The organism is Metamycoplasma faucium (assembly GCF_045160055.1).
In the GTDB taxonomy this organism is placed as follows: Bacteria; Bacillota_I; Bacilli_A; order Mycoplasmatales; family Metamycoplasmataceae; genus Metamycoplasma; species Metamycoplasma faucium.
Genome location: NZ_CP088155.1, coordinates 312,132 through 338,067, shown reverse-complemented (window position 1 = coordinate 338,067; position 25,936 = coordinate 312,132). Strand labels below are relative to the sequence as shown.

Annotated in this window: 22 protein-coding genes and 1 rRNA gene; 14 read left to right on the top strand and 9 right to left on the bottom strand. The window is 22.2% G+C overall.

What is annotated here, in order from left to right; genetic code table 4:
* Positions 1-25: 25 nt before the first annotated feature.
* From rrf to LQ356_RS01485, 4 genes are all read right to left on the bottom strand, one after another.
* A 5S ribosomal RNA gene (gene rrf / locus LQ356_RS01500) occupies positions 26-132 on the bottom strand.
* Between the two features lie 77 nt (positions 133-209).
* Entirely contained in the window at positions 210-1,070 is an 861-nt protein-coding gene (locus LQ356_RS01495; protein WP_405312080.1) for a hypothetical protein, read from the bottom strand.
* Entirely contained in the window at positions 1,071-2,390 is a 1,320-nt protein-coding gene (locus LQ356_RS01490) for a putative cysteine peptidase (protein WP_405312078.1), read from the bottom strand.
* A 61-nt stretch (positions 2,391-2,451) separates the two neighbouring features.
* Positions 2,452-3,375, bottom strand: a complete 924-nt coding sequence (locus tag LQ356_RS01485; protein ID WP_405312076.1) for a hypothetical protein — start codon at positions 3,373-3,375, stop codon at positions 2,452-2,454.
* Positions 3,376-3,525: 150 nt separating this feature from the next.
* Between LQ356_RS01485 and LQ356_RS01480 the strand changes: the two genes are divergently transcribed.
* Both LQ356_RS01480 and LQ356_RS01475 read left to right on the top strand, forming a co-directional pair.
* Positions 3,526-5,178 carry a ribonuclease J gene (locus LQ356_RS01480; protein ID WP_405312074.1) on the top strand — a complete coding sequence of 551 codons (1,653 nt, stop codon included), beginning with the start codon at positions 3,526-3,528 and terminating at the stop codon, positions 5,176-5,178.
* 20 nt (positions 5,179-5,198) lie between these two features.
* Complete coding sequence (locus tag LQ356_RS01475) at positions 5,199-6,677, top strand: hypothetical protein (protein ID WP_405312073.1); 1,479 nt, start codon at positions 5,199-5,201, stop codon at positions 6,675-6,677.
* A 160-nt stretch (positions 6,678-6,837) separates the two neighbouring features.
* Here LQ356_RS01475 and LQ356_RS01470 read toward each other — a convergent pair whose 3' ends face one another.
* Complete coding sequence (locus tag LQ356_RS01470; RefSeq protein ID WP_405312072.1) at positions 6,838-7,494, bottom strand: hypothetical protein; 657 nt, start codon at positions 7,492-7,494, stop codon at positions 6,838-6,840.
* Positions 7,495-7,682: 188 nt separating this feature from the next.
* Between LQ356_RS01470 and LQ356_RS01465 the strand changes: the two genes are divergently transcribed.
* The 10 genes from LQ356_RS01465 to LQ356_RS01420 all read left to right on the top strand — a co-directional run bounded on the left by LQ356_RS01465 (position 7,683) and on the right by LQ356_RS01420 (position 18,847).
* The gene (locus LQ356_RS01465) at positions 7,683-7,997 is read left to right on the top strand and encodes a hypothetical protein (protein WP_405312070.1); all 315 of its coding nucleotides are present in this window, start codon (positions 7,683-7,685) and stop codon (positions 7,995-7,997) included.
* Between the two features lie 146 nt (positions 7,998-8,143).
* Entirely contained in the window at positions 8,144-10,096 is a 1,953-nt protein-coding gene (locus tag LQ356_RS01460) for a hypothetical protein (RefSeq protein ID WP_405312068.1), read from the top strand.
* Positions 10,097-10,136: 40 nt separating this feature from the next.
* Entirely contained in the window at positions 10,137-10,802 is a 666-nt protein-coding gene (locus LQ356_RS01455) for a LemA family protein (protein WP_405312066.1), read from the top strand.
* A gap of 274 nt (positions 10,803-11,076) precedes the next feature.
* Positions 11,077-11,511 carry a hypothetical protein gene (locus LQ356_RS01450; RefSeq protein ID WP_405312065.1) on the top strand — a complete coding sequence of 145 codons (435 nt, stop codon included), beginning with the start codon at positions 11,077-11,079 and terminating at the stop codon, positions 11,509-11,511.
* A 667-nt stretch (positions 11,512-12,178) separates the two neighbouring features.
* Entirely contained in the window at positions 12,179-14,122 is a 1,944-nt protein-coding gene (gene gyrB, locus LQ356_RS01445) for a DNA topoisomerase (ATP-hydrolyzing) subunit B (protein ID WP_405312063.1), read from the top strand.
* A 6-nt stretch (positions 14,123-14,128) separates the two neighbouring features.
* Entirely contained in the window at positions 14,129-14,875 is a 747-nt protein-coding gene (locus LQ356_RS01440) for a phosphotransferase (RefSeq protein ID WP_405312061.1), read from the top strand.
* Between the two features lie 42 nt (positions 14,876-14,917).
* The gene (locus LQ356_RS01435; RefSeq protein WP_405312060.1) at positions 14,918-16,384 is read left to right on the top strand and encodes a phosphotransferase family protein; all 1,467 of its coding nucleotides are present in this window, start codon (positions 14,918-14,920) and stop codon (positions 16,382-16,384) included.
* 3 nt (positions 16,385-16,387) lie between these two features.
* The gene (locus tag LQ356_RS01430; protein ID WP_405312058.1) at positions 16,388-17,302 is read left to right on the top strand and encodes a hypothetical protein; all 915 of its coding nucleotides are present in this window, start codon (positions 16,388-16,390) and stop codon (positions 17,300-17,302) included.
* 109 nt (positions 17,303-17,411) lie between these two features.
* The gene (locus LQ356_RS01425) at positions 17,412-18,011 is read left to right on the top strand and encodes a hypothetical protein (RefSeq protein ID WP_405312056.1); all 600 of its coding nucleotides are present in this window, start codon (positions 17,412-17,414) and stop codon (positions 18,009-18,011) included.
* A gap of 2 nt (positions 18,012-18,013) precedes the next feature.
* On the top strand, positions 18,014-18,847 hold the full coding sequence (locus tag LQ356_RS01420; RefSeq protein ID WP_405312054.1) for a hypothetical protein: 834 nt from the start codon (positions 18,014-18,016) through the stop codon (positions 18,845-18,847).
* A gap of 177 nt (positions 18,848-19,024) precedes the next feature.
* Here LQ356_RS01420 and LQ356_RS01415 read toward each other — a convergent pair whose 3' ends face one another.
* Positions 19,025-19,360: a hypothetical protein gene (locus LQ356_RS01415; protein ID WP_405312052.1), complete on the bottom strand. Its 336-nt coding sequence runs from the start codon at positions 19,358-19,360 to the stop codon at positions 19,025-19,027.
* Positions 19,361-19,563: 203 nt separating this feature from the next.
* Between LQ356_RS01415 and LQ356_RS01410 the strand changes: the two genes are divergently transcribed.
* Positions 19,564-20,835: an IS3 family transposase gene (locus LQ356_RS01410; RefSeq protein WP_405311355.1), complete on the top strand. Its 1,272-nt coding sequence runs from the start codon at positions 19,564-19,566 to the stop codon at positions 20,833-20,835.
* 103 nt (positions 20,836-20,938) lie between these two features.
* On the opposite strand, the gene lysS is transcribed toward LQ356_RS01410, so the two are convergent.
* On the bottom strand, positions 20,939-22,417 hold the full coding sequence (gene lysS, locus LQ356_RS01405; protein WP_405312050.1) for a lysine--tRNA ligase: 1,479 nt from the start codon (positions 22,415-22,417) through the stop codon (positions 20,939-20,941).
* A 90-nt stretch (positions 22,418-22,507) separates the two neighbouring features.
* Between lysS and LQ356_RS01400 the strand changes: the two genes are divergently transcribed.
* On the top strand, positions 22,508-22,972 hold the full coding sequence (locus LQ356_RS01400) for an MscL family protein (protein ID WP_405312048.1): 465 nt from the start codon (positions 22,508-22,510) through the stop codon (positions 22,970-22,972).
* A gap of 18 nt (positions 22,973-22,990) precedes the next feature.
* On the opposite strand, the gene LQ356_RS01395 is transcribed toward LQ356_RS01400, so the two are convergent.
* Positions 22,991-24,262, bottom strand: a complete 1,272-nt coding sequence (locus tag LQ356_RS01395; protein ID WP_405311355.1) for an IS3 family transposase — start codon at positions 24,260-24,262, stop codon at positions 22,991-22,993.
* A gap of 135 nt (positions 24,263-24,397) precedes the next feature.
* A complete protein-coding gene (locus LQ356_RS01390; protein WP_405312047.1) occupies positions 24,398-25,882 on the bottom strand; it encodes a hypothetical protein in 1,485 nt (494 codons plus the stop codon).
* Between the last annotated feature and the right edge of the window lie 54 nt (positions 25,883-25,936).

Genomic DNA, 25,936 nt, shown 5'->3' with positions numbered 1-25,936 from the left:
TTAATTTTAACATAAAAAATAATAAAAAAAGCAACGTCCTACTTTCCCAATTAAGGTATCATCGGCACTGAAGGTCTTAACTGCTGAGTTCGGAATGGAATCAGGTGGAACCCCTTCGTTATGGTTGCTAGAATCTATTATATACAAAAAAAATATTTTTTATATTATTTTTTATTTTTTTATGAATTATTAATAATATAAATATTGATTTAATTTTTTGGATTTAAAAATAATGGTAAAAAAATATATAAGTATTTAATTTTATTTTTTTCATTTTTTAAAATTAGAAATAAAAATAATATTTTAGTAATTATAACTAAAGGTATTGAGATGCCTAAACCAAATACGATAATATAAGATGTAAAAAAACCATTGTTTCACTTCATAACATAATCCGATATTATGAAATATATTATTAAAATTATTGCTAATATATTCAAAAATACATAATTAATATAATTTATTGAATCATTTTTTTCTATTTTATTTTGATTTTCGCTTTTTAAAATATTTTTAAAAAATAATTTTGAAAAAATAATATCCAAAATTAAAAATTTAAGTATTAAAAAGGAAGAATATATCATAATTGTTATTTGCCCAAACAATGGATAATCATTAATAAATACGCCTGATTGTAGCAAATAAACAAATATGTAAAAAATATTGATTAATGAAATGCTAGATAAGTATTTATTGTCAAATTTATTTTTAATCAATAAGCCAAAAATAAACTTAATTTCATTATTCTTATAATTTATTTCCCCATTATTATTTTTAAGGTAATTAAAAACAATATTATTAATTTCTTGTTTAATCATTAAATGATATATTGCAAAAAATAAACTAATAAGTGATATTTTTGTAAGAAAATATTTAAACTCTCAATTTTTGATTTGTCCATATATTGTATTAAATAACACGAGATCTAATATTAACATTGAAATAAAAGTTAAGAATGAAAATGCTAAGAATAACAATAAAAACAATGTCTTGTTCTTATCTTTTTTTGAATATTTTAATGTAACAATTAAAAGTTTAAAAGAAATAATTGATGAATTATAATAAATCACTTAATACGCTCCATGATAATCTTCATATGGATACTCAGGAGGATATTTATACGTAGCTTTCACTATTGATTCATATCTATATAAGTTTATTTGTCTATTATTTAGTAAAAAATAATCTTCCCTTACTTTACAAGCATAACTTTTGGGCGATATGCCTATTAATCAAGTTTCATTTAAAAAACTAGTATCCATTATTACTTGACTATACTCTTCTCATCCATAATGAACTAAATATTTATTTTCATTTTCATAGTAGCCATATGGTATTATTGCATGGTATCCATATGTTGCTGCTTGTCCCATAATCATAGTAGGTATACAATCATCAATTCATTTTCAAGGTCTTATTGATCCAAATATTCTTGTTTGAACGTTTAATGGATTATATTTTTTATCTTGTTGAATAAAACTATTTATTGTGTTTTTCATATACAAGTGAGTGGTTGCAAATTTAAAATTACCTTTTTCCCAAAGATCATAAACCATTTTGGAATTGAATATTGGTGTAGTTGCTATATTTTTTTTATCTTTTCAATAAATACTATTATTCAATATTTCCATATATTTTTGTTGCTGCTTTTCGCTTAAAGTTTCATTTGAAAAAAATAATTGATTATATTGCAATAATATAGATGCAGCAATATAATGACATAAGCCGTAATCAGTTTTAGAATATCCTCAGTCTTCTGGAATTGTATAACCAAAATCATATTTTAAACCTTTAAATCACCAAGAATATGGTAATTCTACATCAGCATTGATTATTTCTTGCTTAGGATCAACAGAATTAATATTTTTTTTATTTAAAAGAGAAATATTTCTTCTATTATCTAACTGTTCTTTCATTTTAATTAATTTTGTATTTTTCAGTTGTTTATTTATGTCTATTTTATTTTTTGATAGATTTTTAAATCTATAATTCTCAATGTTGCAGAAATTTGTATTGTTTTTCTTTTCCAAATTTAAATTTGAAAAATTAAAAAGATATTCACATTTTAAATCTAACTTATCAATTTTTCTAGTTGAATCAATTGGATTTATAAAAATGCTATTATTATTTAATAACGAGAATAATATAGACCCAAAGGGATTAAATTCAACATATAAATACGGATTAAAAAATTCGTCTTCACAATATAATACTTTATGTATTTTATAATTATGTTTTTTATTATATTTAAAAATTTCAAGTTCTAAATATTTAATCAAATCTTTGATTGAATAATTTATTTTTGATTTGATTTTTATTAAATCATTAACAAAAATATTATTTAAATATTCTTTGTTTATTTCATTATTATTAACTTCACTATAAATCATATTTCTCCTATTTAATTTTCTAAATATTTAATAATTGGTAATAATAAATCAATTTTCATAATTAATTTATAATTAATTTATTAGAATGGGAGGAAATATATTGGTTCATAATTTCTTCATTATTTCCTAATAAAAATAAAAAATTTTTAACCAAATTTAAATTAAATGAATTTTTTTCTAAAGTGAATAATGTACCATAATTAGAAAAATTTAAACTTTTTTCTTCGATCTGCCGATTAGAAAATAACGAATAAACAAAATAATTTTTTGCATCAAAACAAGTTGTCAATTTTTCCAAGAAATTTATTAATTTAAAATTATTTTTAAATGTTGACAAAAACATTTCTATTTGTTTACTAACAAAAAAATAATTAGTTATTAATAAATCATATAAAAATAATAAATTATCATAATAATGATTTCGCAAAGAAATTATTTCATATCCTATATTTGATTTAATATTTTCTATTAATGATTTAATTAATTCATTTGTAGATATTTCATATTTTGTAATCAATTCATTAATATCATTTAATATATCATTAATTTTATTATTCCTATCAATAATAGAATTGTATTTTATATTAAATGAATTAGAAAGTTGAATTATTTTGGATGCAAAAAAATAATTAATATTTGTAGTTTTTATTGATAAAAAAGTTTGATCGATAAAATAGTCAGAAATATTTTTCCCTAATATACTTTCAATTTTTAAACTTTCTTCATTAATTGAAACAAAACATTTTTTCACTAATTCATTATTAACTTCATATTTTATTATCTGAAAATTCTTTATAAAAATATTCCACAATTCATTTCTCTTTTTTAAGGAAAGCGAATTGTGGAATAATATATCAATATCATGTGGAATGCGTTTAATCACACCATGTAAAAATAAAGATGTGCTGCCTTGCAATATTAAAAAGTCTTTTTTATTAAACAATTTAGCAATATTTAAAAAATCTCAAAGCGTTTTTTCTCTCATATATTAATTATACATAATTAAAAATTACAAAGAACATATTTCTAATATTTAAGAATTAAAAAATTTGCATTATTTTTTTATTTTTTTATTATTATATTAGTAATACTTGACTTAGATTTACAAATAAATAATAATTTTAGAGGAGACAAAATGTCAAAAATTAATTTCTTTGCTCTTGGTGGATTGGATGAAAATGGAAAAAATAGCTATATATTAGAAATTGACCAAAAAATTTTCATTCTTAATTTTGGTACAAAAGTGCCTATCAATTCACATAATGGAATTGATACATTAATCTGTAATTTTGATTATTTAGAAAAAAGACAAAAAGATATTGTAGGCTTATTTTTAAGTGATGTTCATAATGAAAGTTTTTCTGGAATTCCTTGACTATTAATGAAATTAAAAAACTTAAAAGTATATACATCAGCTTTTAATAAAATTGTTTTAATTGATCGTATTTCAAAATATGACATTCCAAATAATAACTACGAAGTTAAAGTTATTAATAAAGAAACTGACTTTGGTAATGTGAAAATTACCCCGATTGAAGTTGCAGGTTCTTTACCAGGACAAATTGCATTTAATTTTTTCACAAATGATGGAAATATATTATTTTTAACAAATTTTGTTGATGGTGATTTAGGTCCATACGGAAAAACTAATATTGAAAAAATTAAATCTGCATTCAAAAACAAAGAATTAAAAATTCTTATTATGGATTCAGGAAGATCAAATTATCCAGGCAAATCAATTGATAAATTATGAATAACTAAAAAAATTGAATATAAATTTAAAGAAACTCCACAAGATAAAAGAATAATTGTTGGATTGTATGATGAAGATATGATAACTTCACATGAAGTTTTATTTTTAGCTAAAAAATATAATCGTCCTGTTATTACTTATGGACGTAATTATTCACAACTAATAAATTTAGTAAGTAAAATTAATGTAAGTCTAAACTGACCACAATTTATTGATTATCGAAATGCTAATGAAGCAAAAAATGCAGTTGTACTTGTAACTGGGGCAATTGAACGTTTATATTTACGTTTCTTGCGTATTGCTTCAAATAATGATTTATACTTGAAATTTAGAAATGATGATGCAGTTATATTTATTGCGCCTCCAGTTAATGGACTTGAAGTAAATTATGCATTAACTTTAGATGAAATCGCAAGACATACATCTAATTTAATCGAACTTAATTCAGATCAATATTATTCATGCAATCCTGCTAAAGATGATATTAAACACTTTATAAAAGAATTGAAACCTAAATATTTCATCCCTGTCCAAGGACTATATAGATATATGGTTGTTGCAACGCAAGATGCACGTGATCTAGGAATGAATCTTAATAATTGTCTTGTTTTACAAAATGGAAAAATCGCCGAATTTGAAAACTATGAACTAAAATCTCAAAAACATACTATGAAAAATATAGGCCATCTAATCATTGATGGTTTTGGAATTGGCGATATATCATCTGAAGTGATTAAAGAACGCGAAAATTTAGGTAGGGATGGCGTTATTGCTTTAAGTGTTTTAATTGATTATAAAAAGAAAATGCCGATTGGTGAATTGCAAATTAATTCATATGGTTCAATTACTAAAGATAATAAAGAGATTATTTATAATATAATTAATACATTATTTGATAAAGAATTTAAGGGAAAACAAACTAGAGAAATAAATTTAAAAAATATTCAAGAACAACTACGTAAATCTATAAAAAGAAAAATTTATAAAGCGATAGACAAAGAACCATTAGTAGTTGTAACTTTATATGAAATTTAATACTCTAAAATTAATTTAAAATGCAAAAATCACAAGAAAACCAAAATAAAAAAGAAATCGTTGAAATTAATACTTCGTCTAACCAAAAAGTGAAAATTTCTAAAGAAAAACAGTATTTTGTTTGAAAAGATACTAGTTTTCTTTGAACAATTTTAATATTGTTTTTGTGTTTTTTTATTACAATATCTTTTTTAAACATTAAATGATTAACAACACTGCATTCATATACAATAAATATTTTATTTGGAATGTTTTCAATTCTTTTTTATGTATTCTTATTACTATTTTGTTTAAAAAAATTGTTCAATTTAAAAAATACATATTCGCTAAATAATATATTTCATTTTAGCTTATGACGTTTAGCAATTTTCTTTTTGGGAATACTTATTTTTGGAAGTACAATCTATTTTGTAGCTATTAAAATATATGATTATTCATTCAAAAATGCTTTTAAAGTATTGTTCAATAGTTGATTCAATACATTTAAAAATGGAAAAAATGTTTATTTACCTTATAAATATAATGCAGGAATTATTGGTACATTTTTATATGGAATAATATCAATGGTAGGCAAAAAAACAGGTATTGTTTTAGCATTTATTTTTTCACTATTAATATTAGCGATAACTTTTTCCTTATTTTTTATAAGCGATTTAAGATTTAAAACTTTAAGTATTAACAAAGAAAAACGCAATAAAGCTAAAGAGGAATTAAGTAAAAGCATTCAAAATAATAAATATAAATATAATAAAAGCAATATATTTACTAATATTTTTAAACTTGATTCTACTAAAACAAATACTAATGAAAAAATAATAAATGTTGAAAATTCTTCTAATAAAGAAGAAATAATTATAAATAATGAACAAAAACAAAGTGATAATATTGACTGAATTAATGAAAATGATAAACACATTAATTCTTCATTAACTAGAGAAAAATCTAATGAAATAACAGAAATAAACAATGAAAATATTCAAAATAAATTTGAAAAAACAGCATTAGTTTCAATTAATTTAGAAGCTGAAGAAATTACACATAATATCCCAAAAAAATTTGAAAAAACAAATTTGATTAATGATTATCGTATTGAAACTATTAATGAAGAAACAAAAGAAAATACAATAACTAATACAATAAAAACTGGAGAAAGTCAAATTGCATATGATGATTCACCATTTTATACAACAACTTTTGAAGCTATTAACATTGTTGAGAACAATGAAAATGAAGAATCTAATTATTCTAATAATGAATTTGAAGAAAAAAATATTGAAAAAACCGCTGAAGAATATATTTCCAAAACAATCAATATAAATACATTAAAGCGTTATGAAAATAACATTAATAAACCTATTAATTTAGAAAAACAAGCTGAAAATATTAAAGTTTTAAAAGATAAAAAAGAATCAATTTCTACCTCAACTAGTGAAATAAAAATTGATAATTCGTCCAAAAAAAGATATTCAATTATTGAAGATAAAGAAAATTTATTTTAACATTTTGGGTGTTTTATCAAAACTAAAGCACTTCATATAAGCAAAATTAAAAAACCAATTATTCCAATTATTCCTAAAATAATTCATAAAGGGAGTAATTTATTTTTCTTTTTCAATTTTTTATTTCCACTATTATTTACATTTAATTTTTCATTCATTTTTAATCTTTCATAAAAATATTGAATCCAATTTGAATATTTATATCTAAATTATTAAATATTTGAAAAGTTCCAATCTTTTTATTAAAATCTAGATTTAATTTCATTCAAGTATTTTCATATAAATATCTTAATATTGATAAATTGTTGTTTTGAAAATGTATTTCCCCTCTTTGCTCTATTTTATTTCTATAAATTATTGTTTTATATGAATTCAGATGTCTTAAAGAAAAATTATTTTTATCAGGTAATTTATCACTAAAAATACAATTTTTAAAAATTTCATCAAACATTTTTTGTTTAATCTTTAAATATGTAGTTATATACTTGTCTTGGCTTCCTTTTCATCCACATCGGCCATATTTTTCATTAAAAATAAATTTATATTGATTTGTCACATTTTCTAAAATTTTTTTAAATTGAGAAGATTCAATAAAATTTTCTCCCTTAGAATAATATTTTTCAGCTTGTTCATTTAATTTAGTTATTTGACTCGTAAATAAATATTTTTTAGTTTCAAATTTTTTTGGTTTTAAATCATTATATCTTGAGGCATTTATATAACCGATTATGCCAAAATGAATTGATAAAATTGTTACTACTGGTATTGATATACCCAAAGTTAATTTAAGTATTTTTGATTTTTTTAATTTATCCATTAATAATTCCGTTTCTACTTAAAAATACTATTAAGTTCATTATTGGATTTATTACAAAATTATACATCTTACAACATGCTTTATTATTCAATAATAAAAACAACAACATAATATTAAATTCAGGTGATAAAAAACATATTATTCTTATATAATTTTATATAACACTAATTTTAAAAGGAATGGTTCATATGAAAGCATCAAAGAAATTATTAATTTTATCTTCTACATTAATTGCTACATCATTACCTATCGTAACATCAATTTCATGTACAGTTAAAACAATAGCACAAATAAAATATGAAAAAATGCTTGAAAAAGTTAATAAAAAAATTGATACATTATTAGAAAAAATGAATAATAATATAGGCAAGAAAGCATTAATAGAAGTTCAAAAGAAATCATTTGATCAACTTAAAAATAAGAAGTATGAAAATGATGAAGAATATAAAAAAGCCACTAAACAACTTCAATTAATATTAGACGCTTTAGAACTTATTTCTTAATCGAAACATTGACTTATTGCATTCAAACAATGCAATATTTTTTATTATTATTTAATTTCTATTACTGAGAATGATATAAAAATTCAAAGTTAATTTTTAAATAGTAGATAATTATTAATATTAAAAATATTAAAATAGGTGAACATATGGAAAAAAATGATATTTTAGAAGAAGAAATAAATGAAATTCAAAAAATCATTGAAGATGATAATAAAAACAATAGAAAGAAAACTGCAACTAATAATTTAAAAAAAGACATTGTAGATCTAGAAAAAGTTTTTATCGATCCTGCTAATAAACTATATAAACCATTTTATGATAGTTTTAATGATGAATTCTATGAAATTATCAAAAAAGAAATAATCAAAAATAGTGACATTGATGAAACAACAGAACAAAAAAATCAAAATATACAATCAAAAATTAATGAAATTAAAAATAATAAAAAAGTAAATAAAATAGGAGCAAGAAAATTTTCTAATGTTTTAATAGGGATTTTATTTGTTATTTTAATAGGCTTATTTTTCATAAAATTTTTCAAAAAAAATAGAAAAATAATTAGAGAATTTAATGATTTTAAAAACAAAAAAATTACTGAAATAAATGAATTAGGTGATCAAAAAGCATTTGATCTAATTAATATTTTTGGATACCATAACCTTAACTATATTAAAAATCTTTTTTTACAAAAATATGGAATAACAAATGTCAAAAATATTGTTTATGATGAAATAAAGATTTTTGAAAATACAAGAGATTTTTGTGGTTTTAATTATGTAAATAAATATGATATTCGTAATAGTTATATTTATGATTTAGTATATTCACAAATTAGATACAGAAACATAACTACATCCGCTTCAATATCAGTTTATGTCTCAAATTCAAATGGTGATGGAGGACATTATGAAACATATACTGGGTATCATACTGAGCCAACTCCATTTATAGATTTTACTAATGCAATTACCATCCCAACTAACTATCTTCCTTCACTTTCTTTTAGCAAAATAGGTGATGGATATAATTCTTCTGAAATTAAGAAAATTAAAAAATTAGGAAAAACATTACCTGAAAATGATGATTTCAATCATTCATTCAAATTTACTTATAATGATGAAATTAAATTCATTCAATATTTCACTTTGACAACACAAAATAACTTTTTAAAAGTTAAAGAACATTTTCATATAAGTGATTTTAAAAAAGAAAAAAATAATTTATACACTTATTCATTCACTGATATAAATAATTCTGAATATGATCCTAAAATGAATTGATTAATTGACTATATTAACAATAATAAATTTTTAATTAATGTTGATTCAATTGTTGAAAAAATTAGAACAAATGTTTGAGATTCTATTAACAATATTTTTAAAATGCTAACAATTTCATATTGCAATAAAAACATTTTTTCTGAATCATTTGAAGAAATTGGAAGTGGATATGTTTCTGATTACAAAGATGATAATACATATTCAACTGATTCAAAAGGTGGATTTATCAATTTGTTAAGTGCAATTAATGTATCAAAACCATTTACTTGAAACAAACAATATGACTTGAGAAAAGATAATTACTATTTTGCAGATAAACACCAAAAATATAATGATTATATATTTCAAGACATATCAATGAATTCATGACATGCTGTTGATGAAATTGATGATGTTATAGTTCATGGTCATATAATTGAAGTTCCATATGTTAGATTTTACCCAATTCACGAAAAGAAAAGAATTATTTTTACAGAAAATTATCATTTATCTAATCAAGATTCACTTATTCAAACAGAAAATTCTAATTTATATTTAAATTATACAAATGACCAATATTATGATAATTTAATTCAAAAGAATAATATTTACATAAATGAAATAAGCTTCAAAAATCCTAGAGAAGTTCAAGATGCTATAATAACAATTGATAATTTCTATAATCAATTCCCTAAACTTAAAAATGTTTCAAAAATTATCATTAATGATAACTTATTAGGTATTTTTATAAATGATGACAAAATATTAAGAACTGAAAACAATGAATATTCATTTGCTAACATTTCAAATGCACTAAAAAGATTATATTCGCCTAAATAAAATATATAATTATTAATATTAAAAAAACAAGGAGATTAATATGCAATTTGATACAAGAAATTCACAATCAACTCAAGGTTTTAAACCAAATGTTGATAATACAATCCATGAAGCAAAATGTCCTTCTGGAGTCAAATTTTGAATAATTTTATTTTGAATTTTATTCCCTATTGGAACAATAATTACTACAGTTTGATACATAAAAACTAAAAATGAATATCGCAGAAGACAATCAATCATCATTGAATCTTCTTCAACAATTCAAGCAGCACAAGCTAAACGTTATGCTACTTTAATTAAAATGGTTGATGTTGTAAAAGGATATGCAAAACATGAAAAAGAAACACTTGAAGAAGTAACAAAAATGAGATCAAAACTTGTTAGTTTGGAACAAGAAAAGGATCCTGCAAAATATGCATCTATTTTAGAAAGTGTTAGAGCAGGAATTAATATTCAACTTGAAAAATATCCTGAACTTAAAGCAGATAGATTATATCTACAATTATCAAGTGAAATTACTATTCTTGAAGAAGAAATATATGCAGCAATTAGAGTATACAATCAAAAAGTTAGATCATTTAATGCTGAAATTTATAACTTTCCAACAATATATGTTGCAGATAAATTAAAACTAGTTAACTTCCCATATTTTGAGGCATCAGAAAAAGAAAGAGCTGATGTTGATATGGGTTCACTATTAAAATAATATAGAAAATTTAATTATTTATTCCTCACTACATTAGAAACTATAGTGAGGATTTTTTATAATTAGATATGAAAAATATAATATAAATAATGTTTGTAATTGTTTTGTGTTTTAGCGATTAATTATTAACAAAGCATATTTTTCTCTTTTAAATACTATGATTTTTATTAATTTGGAAAATTTTGAGAAATTAAGGCATGAGTTTTCACAAATTTTTACCAATTTTTAACTTATTAAACATTTACCCTTTAAAATGAAAATGTAAGGAGAAAAAATGACAAAAAAACAACATTTAATTAATTTAAATAATGAATTTGATTCAAATTTATTAATTAAAGATATAAAAAAATACAATAATGTAAAATCATATATAGATGAAGACGCAGATAATCCAAAAGTAAAATATTATGTTTTTGTCGTAAATGAGGACAATAAAATTGTTAGAGACAATAAAGGCAGAACTATGAAACAAAATGAATTTCAAGAATTAGTAATTAATGAATTTAAAGAGCAAAAGAAATTTAATGAGCAACAACTTAAATTTAATGAATTTGTAACTCGGCAATTTGCAGAACAAAAGAAATTTAATGAATCATTTTCAAAACGTTTAGATTCTATTGAAGATAGACTAACTTCAGTTGAAAACAAATTAGATTCAGTTGAAACAAGACTAACAAAATTAGAATCATTCCATAAGCAAGAATTATAGATATATTAACAACACAAATAATATAGAAATAATTAGCTCATATTATATTATGAGTTTTTTATTATTTTATAGCAAAACATTCATTTTTATTAATTTAAAAAATTTTAAAAAATATAATGGAAAGTTTTACGAATTTTTATCAATTTTTTCTATATTAGAATGTAGACGTAATCAATATAAATAGAAGAAAAGAATGGAATACCTGAAAAAAAGGCAGTACTATATTTTAAGAATTAGTAATTAATGAATTTAAAGAGCAAAAGAAGTTTAATGAGCAACAACTTAAATTTGATTAATCAATATTAGAAGAAATTAAAAATCTTAAAAAATTTTATAAATAGAATTACAAATAATTTAATATTGGTCTATTGTTTTCATCATATAAAATCCTGCAATTTAATACAATAAATTGATAATCAAAAATAATTAATTAATCTTAAACAAACATTAACTTATTAAATATAGTTGAATTTAATTTTGTTCATTTTTAAACTTTTATTCCTATTTTTAAACTAAACAAAATATAAATATAAAATAAAAATTATAAGTTTACGTGCTTTTTTATATTAATAAAACTTAATTTTTAATATAATTTATATTATTTATTTATAAATAAATAATAAAAATTATTAATGAAAATAATTAAATAATTAATAAGGACATAAATATGAATAAAGAAGAAGAAACGAAAAAATATGGCGCTTCTAATATTCAAGTATTAGAAGGATTAGAAGCAGTTAGAAAACGTCCTGGAATGTATATTGGTTCAATCGGATTTAGAGGACTTCATCATTTAATTTGAGAAATTGTTGATAATTCAGTCGATGAAGCTATGGCAGGGTTTGCTACAAGCATTGAAATAAAATTGCATCCAAATAACATAATAGAAGTAACAGATAATGGTCGTGGAATGCCTGTTGACATTCATGCTAAAACCAAAAAATCTGCTGTTGAAACTATACTTACTGTTTTACATGCTGGTGGAAAATTTGATAATAGTAACTATAAAGTTTCTGGAGGACTTCATGGTGTTGGTGCTTCTGTAGTTAATGGATTAAGTGATTTATTTGAAGTGTGAGTAAAACGTAATGGAAATCTTTATTATCAAAAATATTTAAACGGCGGTCATCCCGTTAAACCACTTGAAATAATTGATAGTTGTCCAAAGGAAGAAACTGGAACAAAAATTAAGTTTCACCCTGATTACACTATTATGGATAAAGTTGATTTTGATTTTGGAACAATTATTGACCACGCAAAACAAATTGCTTATTTAAATAAAGGACTAAGTATTAGATGTGAAGATGTTGAAAAAAATGTTATTAGAACATTTTGTTTTGAAGGTGGAGTTATTGATTATGTTAGTGAATTAAATAAAGGTAAAAAATTAACAATTCCTAATATTATATATGCTGAAGGAACCTTTAAAGATAAAACTCCTGGAAGTGAGAATGTTATTGTTGAAGTTGCAATGCAATATAATGAAACTTATACGTCAAATATTGTTTCATATGCAAACAACATTCAAACTCCTGATGGAGGAACTCATGAACAAGGATTTTATGATGCTTTAACAAGAATTTATAATAAATATTCAGAGGATAACAAATTATTCAGAAACAAAGATGAAAAAATTAGTCGTGATGATGTAAAAGACGGTCTTGTTGCAATTATTTCAATCAAACATACTGATCCAATTTTTGAAGGTCAAACAAAAGGAAAATTAGAAAATAAAGACGCAAGAATCGCTACAAACAAAATTATTTCCGAAAAACTAGAAAAATATATGGGTGAAAATCCTGATTATGCTCGCGCTATTATCGAAAAATGTTTAATGGCTCAACGCTCAAGATTAGCTGCCAATGCTGCGCGTGAAGCTTCTCGAAAAAAAGATGGTCTTGATTTAGGCAATTTGCCCGGGAAATTAGCAGATTGTACTTCTAAAAATGCTGAGTTAACTGAGCTTTTCATTGTCGAAGGTAACTCTGCTGGTGGTTCAGCAAAAATGGGTCGTGATCGTATGATCCAAGCTATTTTACCATTGCGTGGAAAAGTTATCAATGCAGAAAAGAATGATTTTCAATCGGTACTAAGTAATAAAGAAATTGCAACTATGATTCATGCTTTAGGAACAGGCATAACTGATGAATTTAATATTAATAAACTAAAATATCATAAAATTATCATAATGACTGATGCCGATGTTGATGGCGCTCACATTACAACATTATTATTAACATTTTTCTATAGATATATGCGTCCTCTAATCGAATATGGTTTTGTATATTTAGCTCAACCTCCTTTATATAAAATAACAGCCGGAAAGGTTGTTCAATATGCATATAATGATGCTCAAAAAGAAGAAATTTTAGCATCACTTGAAGAAAAAAGAAATGTTGCTATCCAACGTTATAAAGGTCTTGGAGAAATGGATCCTGAACAATTATGAGAAACGACAATGGATCCTGCAGTTAGAAAAATGCTTCAAGTTCAAATTGATGATGTTGCAAGCTGTGACACTGTCTTTGCTACATTAATGGGCGAAGACATTGAACCAAGACATGATTTTATTCAAGAAAATGCTAAATATGCATCAAACATTGATTTTTAATATCATATGGAACTATTAAAAAATCAAGGTTATACAAATAAAACATATTTCGATAAAAATAATAATCAATTCATCAAAATTAAATCTTATGATGAATTTAACCATAAAATAGATTACAAAATTCTCAATAGTTTACCTTTTAATCCTTTAGTTATTAAAAATGATAAAGAAAGTTTAATAACAGAATGAATTGATGGTAAACAACTAAATCCTTCCACTTTAACTAATGAACAATTAAAAATTATTGGCAAAAATCTTATAATGCTTCATAATTCTAAATTATCTTTCCCTCAAGAAAATCAATTATCGAGGAGATTTAAGATATACCTAAAAAAAATTAGTTCATTAAATAAAAAAGTTCCAACTATAAATAAGTATTATAAAAAAATAAATTTACTGCTTAAAAATATTGATAAATCAGCTCCTTGTCATAATGATTTATGACTATTTAATATGATTGAAAAAAATAATATTATATATTTTACTGATTGAGAATACGCTTCAATGGGTGATGTTCATTTTGACCTTGCATATTTTATTGAAAGCAGCGATTTAACTAAAGAGCAAGAAAAAATTTTTCTTGCTTCTTATGGAAATGATTATGAAGAAAAATATCTATTAGCACATAAAATTATTGTTAATGCACTAATAGTATTATGAATAAATGCACACAAAATTAATCCATTTCCTGATGAAAAATATAACAAAAGAGTTGAAACATATATTAACGAGTACATAAAAAAATATAACTAATTAATTATTAAAAAAACTTTTATCATTAAAGAAAGTATATAAATGAAATATTATCTTAAAAATAAAAAAAATACTGCATCATATAACGAGGAAATTAATGATGTAATTCTGAAAATTGAAAATATATTTGGCACAAATATCGCTAGTGAAATTAAAAATATTCGTTTTTATTATGAAGGCTTTCACAATATAACATACATAGGCAAATTTAAAAACATTTGAGTACAAATAAGGATTCCAAAAAACATTTTGCCTATCGATTATGCAAATGAAACTAAAATAGTAAGTAATTTTAAAGATTATTTATATGCAAAAAATGGTTGCTTAATCAAAAAATGATTCCCTGGCCAAGATTTATACAAATTAAACATTGACGAAAAAATTGAACATGGCATTTTTAATTGCCTACAAAATTTTCAACATTTAGATATAAAACTTAAACGCTTTAATTGACTACAATTTAATATCAAAGACCAAAAATATTTAGACTTAATTGAAAAATATAAAGATGAAGAATATATATTAAGTCATAATAACATCAAAAGACATAATATTTTAGTTAATAAATTTGGTTTTATTAAACTTATTGATTTTGAATTTTCTTCATATAATTCAAAATATGCTGATCCTGTTTCTTTACATCTTTTTTTAGGTATTGATAAAAATAAAATAATCACCTTTTTTAACCTTGACCCAAATATATTTGAAGATTATATTTATATAGTGCAAACATTTAATAAAAATGCATATGAAACAACTTATTCAAAAATTAAACCTCCCCAAAATAGAATAACTGATTCACTTTTGAAATATCAAAGCAAAGATTATTCCATATCTAATAAATTCATTATTCAAAAATTTAATAATCAATTTGATAACCGTTTAGATCTAGCAGTACTTGAAAATTTTTATTTCGTCCCTATTTGTGTATATGAAGATAAAAACTGAATAATTTGAAGATGACTTAATTGCAATTCTGTTTATTTTCTAAATAACAAACAAATAAAAGCATTAGCTCACGCAATGAAAACATACCATACTTCGAAAGTAAAATTTCCATCAAATATTCTAAAAGAGAAAATAAAATGATATCTAGATAACATTGATATAGAAAAATTATACGAGGAAATTGGCGGCAAGGAAATTGTTGATGAAATACTTGAATGGATATCAGTAATAAAACCGAATGCTAATTGTCATAACAATCTAAATCTTGACAACATATTTTTCACTGATAATTTAAATATTTATATAATTGATTGATCAGTTGCTTACTACAATAATAAATATTTAGACATAGCCTATATGTTTGAAAACATAGGATTAAGTAGAACAAGTGAAAATATATTTTGGCGTTGATATGAAGAAAGAGAACCTAAAGATTTTTATAAATATCGAATAATCAGTCATTTTCTAGCCTATTTATATAATAAAACATTAAATGGTGATTATCAAATGGCAAGAATTAATATTCAAAGAATATTATCATTATATAATTTTAGAAAGTAAATCATGGATAATAACAATATTGAAAATAACAAAAAAAATGTTCAAGAAGAACCAAAAAAAATTAAACCTAAAAAGAATTCTAAAAAAATTTTAGGTAATATTTTTCTTTTTGGTTCTTTTATAATTGCAACATCATTATTAATATCTTTACCTTTAACTCTAAATCCTAAGTTAAAACAAAAGCGTAACAAATTTTTTGATGATGATAATTTAAATATTAAAACAAAATTTAACACTCAAGAAATAAAAAAAGATAAAGAATATGATCTAACTTTTTCTCAGGAAAAAAATGATATTAATAATACAAAAAATAGAATTTTAAATAATGCAAGACTTTTAAATACTTCTTCACCATGAAAAAACATTACTCCTCCATTATTTAAGGTGAATAGCGATGTTGTATTTTTAAATAAAGAACATGCTTATAGTAAATATTACCAAAACATATATTCTAGCCTTGAAGAAAACAAAAAAAATTATTTAAGATCAATTTCTTCAACTGAAGAAAATATATATAAATTTGATTATTTAAATTTTTTAAAAAAATATTATAAAGATAAATTCAAAAATGAAAAAGATCTTAAAAAACTTGAAAATTTAATTAATGAAAATTTAAATGATAATGCTATAAAAGCATTAGAAAGAATATTTATTAATTTTACTTATGTATTTAAACATATGAATAATTATTATTATCAAGATATAAATAATGGTTATTTAGGGATAAACATCAGAAACTTTATTAAAAAGATTAATGATGAGCTTTCAAATTTCAGAAAAAAATATCCAAACAAAAAAATAACCTTCAGAATTCTTGAATCTACTTTTGAACTAAAAGCAAAATTTAATGACGATAAAACAACATTAAATAAAATTTATATGAACTCAATTTTTAAAATTAAAGCAATTATTGAATAATTTCAAATTGAGTATATCTCCAAACACAATTTGTGTTTTTTATTTCTACTTATTTTAATTAATTGTATAACTATCTTATTAAAGAATATAATTTAAATAGGAAGTAAATATGATTATTGAATATGCCGAAATACAAAAATATAACTCAGATCTTCATTTTAAATCTATAAAAGAATCAATAAATAATCAAATTATAGAAATGAAAAACAAAAAAGTTGCGCAACAATTTTCAAAGTGAGCTATATTTTTAGCAATGACTGCAGGCGGTAAAGATAGATATATGGGTGTTTTTGCTAATGAAACTCATAAATTCATATTTAATCTTATAGATTCTTGAAACAACAATATTTATTACTACAATAAATATGAAATTGGTGCATTATCTTATTTTTTATCAACTATTCAAAACTATAAAGAAAATAATATAAAAAAATATCAAAAGGTTATAAAACAAAAAGTTCCTGTAATGTTTATCAATAACGTTATTACACTTTGAAATATAATTGATGATTTTTATAATAAAATCAATGATTTTAGAAGTCAATATATAAATTCATGTATAAGATTTATAAAATGAGGAATTGATATTGAAAATACTAATTCAATAAATCCTAACTATATTGATAAAAATTATTGAACATCATTAGATAATAGAATAATTGTTAACAAAACAACTGGTCGCATTATTGAAATACTAGAAGGGTTATAACTATGAATAAAAAATATTTTTTCCCCGTATTAATATTGCCTTTCATACCAATTGTTACATTAACTATTTCTTGTGATAATAAAAAAATTGTTAAACACAATATTCTTTTTGAAAATAAAAATGAATTTTCTTATTTTTCATTCAATGACAAAAATGTTAGTTTTTCAGAATTAATTCAAAAATCAAACATAAAAGAATGAGAAGAAAATAAATTTTTACCAACAATTGATAATTTTCAAACTTTTTATGCCGATAATTTTGAAAAAATGGGTATATCAAAAGAAAATGCAAAAAGATTTTTAATATCTAAAATAAATACATATTTAAATCAAAATTTAGGCTTTTCATTATCAGAAAAAAAATTAAATGAATTTTTACATAATAATAAAAATGCTATGTCTAAAATATATGTTTATGATCGGCTTAAAATAATAAACACATATGACGATTATTTAAAACATACAAAAAAATATTGAATAAATGATTCAAAATTAGACAAAATCAAAGAAAAATTAGACAAGAAATATACAAAAGAATACTTCAAAAATAGATCTTTAATTTTAATGAATGCTTTATCATTAATTTACGTAAATAATCATAAAAATAAGCAATTAATTCAAATAATTAATATTTCCAATATTAAATATAACAAAAATAATACATGTATAGAATCAATTATTGAATTTAAAGTTTTATCTAACAAAATAACAGATGAAACATATGTCTCTAAATATAAGGTTATTGAAATAGAAAAAAATAATGTTATTTTGCCAAACAATATTTTTTTAACTACAAATTGTTATACTGTAAAAATTGCACAAGAATTTTTAAAATAATTTATGTTTAATTTAAACTTCACCAAAAAATAATGTTCATAACTAGCATTATCATTTTTTATTTTTGGACATTTTTTTATAATTTTCAATAAAAAGCAGCTTTTCATAGCTTTTCATCAGTATTATTTCTCAAAAATTTTTTATATCAACGTAATAAATTAATAGCCATAGCAAAACCTATAATAAACCACCAATAGGAATAATGGCCGTTAGTACATATATTGCAGGTCCGTTTGAAGAAACATAATTACAAGTTATAACAAATATTAAATATATTGCAACCCAACTAGTAAAAAGAAGTCCTGCAAATGGTATAAAATAAAATCCTAATTTTCCAAGAGTAAAAATAAAAATAAGAACAGTAGTAAACAAAATTAAAAAAATAGGAAAATAGATTAAATAAGCAATAGATCATCTAGCTCTATATTTTCATTGAACCGAAAGTCTATCTCTTTCTTTTAAAGATTCTTCATATTCTTTTTGTGATTTTTCTTCTCGTTCTTGTTTTGTCATATAAAAATTATAATATTTTGTGATAATCTTTTGAAAAGATAAGGCCAAGCAAAACTTAATGTATATTTACATTAACAAAAGAATATCTTTACTATTTAAAAATTAAAAATAATAAAAAAGGTAATTTTAAACTAGGACAAAAAAATTAGACTCATAATTAACGTTATGAGTTTTTTTATCATTTTTAAGAAAAGAGGGATTTAATGGGTAGACATTTAAAGAAAAATGAATGATTAAAAGTTTTTAATTTATACGAACTATATATTAACTATGACATAACAAAAAAAGAATTTATGTCTAAATACATTCGAATAACAAAGAAAAATATCAATTATTGAAAGAATGCTTTACATTTGATTAAAACCAAATTTAATAATTATAATTTAGGTATGAATATAGAATCACAGACCGGGAAAGCTCCTAAAAAAGGCAAAAATGTTGGTAGAAGAAAAAAGAATAAAAAGGATGATGAATTAAGAGAAAAATTGCAAGATGAAGCATTGAGTAAATTAAGTAAAGAAGATCTTAAAAAATTAATACTAAACGTTTATTATGAAATAATACTTGATAAATATAAAAGTAAAAATTTGGACGAAGTTGTAAAGAAAATTAAAAAGACAATTTCAAATAAATTAACAAACGCTGGAATAATGAATGTATTAGGTATAAAAAAATCCACCTTTTACTATAGATTGAAAAATAAAAGCAATAGCAAAACACAAAAAATTAAATATGAAATGGAAATAGTTAAAGCTTTTAATACAAATAAAGGTAGATTTGGAAGAGAAAGACTATCTATTTTTCTAAAGAAAAATAATAATATTTCAATAAATGCACGCACTTTAGGTAGATATATGCAAAAACTTAGCTTGCATTGTTCAATAAGACAAGCAAAAAGAAAACGTGAAGTAAAGAATACAAATGTAAAATTTTTAAACATCGCTAATCGAGATTATGATGGAAAAAATAATGATATTTATGCTACTGATGTGTCATACATTCCTTCACCAAAAGATGTGAGAGAAAATCATGTTTATCTATCAGTATTAATTCATCACAAGACCAAAAAAATTGTAAGTTGAAATTTATCAAAAAACAATGATGTTTTTCTTGTAATGAAACATATTTCATCAACAAAATTTCCGTCTAATTTTATAATTCATTCAGATCATGGATATCAGTATTCTTCACATGATTATCTAAATTTTATGAAAAAACATAATGGAATTATTTCAATGTCAAGAGTTGGAAATTCTTTAGATAACAGAGAAATTGAATATTTTTTTTCGATATTAAAAACTGAAATTTTTCCTATTTTTCAACAAAAAGTTAAAACATTAACATTTGATGAGTTAAGAGAAAAAATTGACCAATTTATTAATTGATATAATAATGAAAGATTTATTAAGAAATTCAATTTAAAAACCCCTCATGAATTATGAGAGGCCTATACAAAACAAATAAATTGAGTCTAATTAATTTGTCCTAGTTTATTTCTCAACCTTTATTTAGAGAAATTACACAATTAATTATAATACAATTTTTTTAAGAAAAATAGTTAGTAATTTTTAAAATAGATTATTGATTATTATTTTTTAGATCTTTAAGTTGTGGGAATAGAACAATTTCACGAATTGAATCATTTTGAGTTAGAAGCATAATCAAACGATCAATACCAATTCCACATCCTCCGGCAGGTGGCATTCCATATTCTAGTGCATTAACAAAATCTCAATCAATTTCATTCGCTTCTTCATTTCCTGATTCTCTTTCATCTAATTGGGCTTCAAATCTTTCAAGTTGATCAATAGGATCAGAAAGTTCAGTAAACATATTTGCAAATTCTTTAGTTCCAATAAATAATTCAGCTCTTAATGTAAATCTGGGGTCAGAAGAATCTTTTGATGCTAAAGGACTTATTTCAATAGGATGGCCCCAAATAAAAGTTGGTTGAACCAAAGTTTCTTCAATATATTTTTCAAACAAATCGTTAATAACATGACCTAATTTATAATATTTTTGACATTTAATACCATGTTTTTTAGCTAATTCAATTGCCTCTTTATCAGTTAATTTTTTTAAATCAATTTTTAATTTTTCAGATAGAGCATCAACCATATTTAATCTGCCAAATGGATATTTAAATTTAATATCATATCCATTAAATTTAGTTTCTGAGATGTTTAATTTTTTTGTCAGAAATTTAAATAAATTTTCAGTTCTATCCATCATTCCTCACAAATCAGAATATGCTTCATAAAATTCAATAGAAGTAAATTCTGGATTATGTGTAGTGTCAACACCTTCATTTCTAAAAATACGACCTATTTCATATACACGTTCAAAACCACCAACTAATAATTTTTTTAGAGGAAGTTCAGTGGCTATTCTTAAATAGAAGTTTTGACTTAAAGCATTGTAATAAGTTATAAAAGGTTTAGCAGCTGCCCCTCCTAAAATTGGTTGTAAAACAGGAGTATCAACTTCTAAATAATCTAAATTATCAAAATATTCTCTAATACCTTTAATAATTTGAGTTCTTAAAATAAAAGTTCTTTTTACATTTTCATTAACTATAGTATCAACATAACGATGTCTATATCTTTCTTCTCTATCTACTAAACCGTGAAATTTATCAGGCAATGGTTTTAATGCTTTAGTTAATAAATTTATTATTTTAGCTTTTATCATTAAAGCATTAGTATGTGTTTTAGATAATTCTCCATTGATAGATAAAATATCACCTAGATCTAATTGTTTATAAACAATTAAACTTTTTTCATCTAATATTTTTTTATCAACATAAGCTTGAATATTATTTAATTTATCTTGCAAAACAATAAATGGACCACGCATTGCTACTACACGGCCATTAAATATAACATTTACCTTTTTATTTTCAATTTCTTCCCTGGTTAGTTTGTCATAATTATCAATTAATTGTTGTGAACTAAAATTTGGAGTAATTTTAGGTCCAAAAGCTTTAATATTGTTTTTTTCTAATTCAAGAATTTTATCTCTTCGATTTTGTTCTTGCTCAGTAAATTTTCTTTCCATATTGTAAATCCTTTTAATATCTTATATATTATTTATAAATTATAATGATTAACTATTTTTTATATATAAATAAATTATAATAATTTTACTATGACACAAAAAGAATTAGATAATAAAAAACAAGTGATGAAAAATGCTTATAAATCTGCTAAAAGCGCAGTCATAAAAGGAAACATGTTTATGCTTGCTATTGGTATATTATTAGGAGCAGCATTTGGAGCAGTTGTTTCTTCACTTGCGAATGATGTAATTATGCCAGCTATTGCAAAAGCTTTTATAGGAACTAGCGATTTAAGTAAATGAGAAATTAAAGGAATTTATATAGGCAGATTTTTAGCGGCTTTAATTAATTTTATCATTATTTCACTATGTATTTTTATAACCTTATTAATTGTTTTCACAATTAAAAATGCAATTGAATATAAAAAAGCATTAAAACAACCAATTGTAGAAGAAGAGCCAAAACCAACAAATGAAGAATTAATTTTAGATGAACTTAAAAAAATAAATGCAAATCTACAAACTCAAAATGCACAAAAAAATAGCAATAAATAATAAACTAGGACAAATTAATTAGACTCAATTTATTTGTTTTGTATAGGCCTCTCATAATTCATGAGGGGTTTTTAAATTGAATTTCTTAATAAATCTTTCATTATTATATCAATTAATAAATTGGTCAATTTTTTCTCTTAACTCATCAAATGTTAATGTTTTAACTTTTTGTTGAAAAATAGGAAAAATTTCAGTTTTTAATATCGAAAAAAAATATTCAATTTCTCTGTTATCTAAAGAATTTCCAACTCTTGACATTGAAATAATTCCATTATGTTTTTTCATAAAATTTAGATAATCATGTGAAGAATACTGATATCCATGATCTGAATGAATTATAAAATTAGACGGAAATTTTGTTGATGAAATATGTTTCATTACAAGAAAAACATCATTGTTTTTTGATAAATTTCAACTTACAATTTTTTTGGTCTTGTGATGAATTAATACTGATAGATAAACATGATTTTCTCTCACATCTTTTGGTGAAGGAATGTATGACACATCAGTAGCATAAATATCATTATTTTTTCCATCATAATCTCGATTAGCGATGTTTAAAAATTTTACATTTGTATTCTTTACTTCACGTTTTCTTTTTGCTTGTCTTATTGAACAATGCAAGCTAAGTTTTTGCATATATCTACCTAAAGTGCGTGCATTTATTGAAATATTATTATTTTTCTTTAGAAAAATAGATAGTCTTTCTCTTCCAAATCTACCTTTATTTGTATTAAAAGCTTTAACTATTTCCATTTCATATTTAATTTTTTGTGTTTTGCTATTGCTTTTATTTTTCAATCTATAGTAAAAGGTGGATTTTTTTATACCTAATACATTCATTATTCCAGCGTTTGTTAATTTATTTGAAATTGTCTTTTTAATTTTCTTTACAACTTCGTCCAAATTTTTACTTTTATATTTATCAAGTATTATTTCATAATAAACGTTTAGTATTAATTTTTTAAGATCTTCTTTACTTAATTTACTCAATGCTTCATCTTGCAATTTTTCTCTTAATTCATCATCCTTTTTATTCTTTTTTCTTCTACCAACATTTTTGCCTTTTTTAGGAGCTTTCCCGGTCTGTGATTCTATATTCATACCTAAATTATAATTATTAAATTTGGTTTTAATCAAATGTAAAGCATTCTTTCAATAATTGATATTTTTCTTTGTTATTCGAATGTATTTAGACATAAATTCTTTTTTTGTTATGTCATAGTTAATATATAGTTCGTATAAATTAAAAACTTTTAATCATTCATTTTTCTTTAAATGTCTACCCATTAAATCCCTCTTTTCTTAAAAATGATAAAAAAACTCATAACGTTAATTATGAGTCTAATTTTTTTGTCCTAGTTTATAATTAATAAAATTGCTATTTTTAAATAAATCAATATTTATGCTATTTATACAAAAATATTATTTTAGTTTTTCTTTGATTCTTGGATTTTCAAGAATTTCTTTTAAATTATTATTAGCATTTTCAACATTTTCAGTAGCTGAATACATTGATTCATATGCAGCCTTTGCAGATTCATAACGTTGTTTAATTCTTAAATTTAATTTTTTAATTTCTTCATCTTTTTCAAATTCATAAATTTTGTGTTTTTCAAAAATTTCTAATTTTTCTGCTAGTTCTTTTTTTAGTCTATTAAATTCAAAAGTTTCAATTAAACTTGTTAATTCAGCATTAGTTTCCATGCATTTAATTCAATCTAAATTATCAGGATCACGTTGTAAACTTTTTACGTTATTTATTAAATTGTCAAAATATTTTTTTAAAAATTGATTGTTAGACTTATTAATGTTTTCTTTCGCTTTTTCAAAAATTTTCCCACTTTCAGTTTTTTTATCAAAAACATCATCGAAAAAATTTAAAGCATATTTATAACTAACTTTGTTGAATAATTTTAAATATTCAGTTAAAAAATCATTTAGATCATCTATATAAACGTTATTTATTTTAGGTTCATATTTTTTTATCAATTCAGTAAACATATTTTTCGTTTCTGGATCATAATTTTCTATTCTAGCCTCAATTCAAGTTTTAAGAGCTTGAAATCTTAGTTTTATTGTTTCGTCTAATCCATGAATGTCAGTATTTAAAATTTCTTCAAGATCGCCTAATCTTCGCTCAGTAATTTTACTTAAAGTATATTTAGATACAAGATTATTGCTATTTTTAATAGAACTAACTACTTCTTTAATTCTATTAAATTCATTTGAAAACTCTTTAAGCATTTTATCATTAGTGTTTGATAATTGATTTCATACTTCTTTTTTAAATAATTCATCTCACGATTTAGTTCTAATGTCATTAATAATTTTGGTAACAAAAGTTTTTAGTTCTTTTCAGGTAACTAATTTTTTTTCAATATTTTGAAGTTTTTCATTATCTTCTTTTGAATTATCAAATTTAATTTGAGACAATTCCGAATAATTTAATTTTTTGATTGTTGAATACAATGATTCAATTTTTTTATCATTATCAGAACTGATTTTGTTTCCGTCATTACTTTTTATTTCTGATCAAAGAACAGGATTATTAAATTCTCGATTTAAATTAAATAAATCATTTAATAAACTATCTTTAAATTTCTTAATAATTGCTTTTTTTGTTTCTTCAATTTCATTAAGCAATGAAGAATTAATTTTAGAAGGATTATTTAATTTTTCATCTATTTTTTTCTTTAATTCTTTAGTTTTATTATCATTAATAATTTCTTTAGCTTTTGTAGCACTTGATTTTTCAACATATTTAATAAATGCATCATAGTCTTTTTGTAACTTTTGAAGTTCTTCTTTATATTTAATTTTTTCTTTGCATGAAGCTGCTAAGAAAAATGGTGATATTAAAGCTGGTGAAAGCATTAATAACATAGAAAGTTTATTTTTTAGTTTCATTATGCACTCCTATTTTTAATATTTCTATTATTAATATAATAGCATTATTAATCT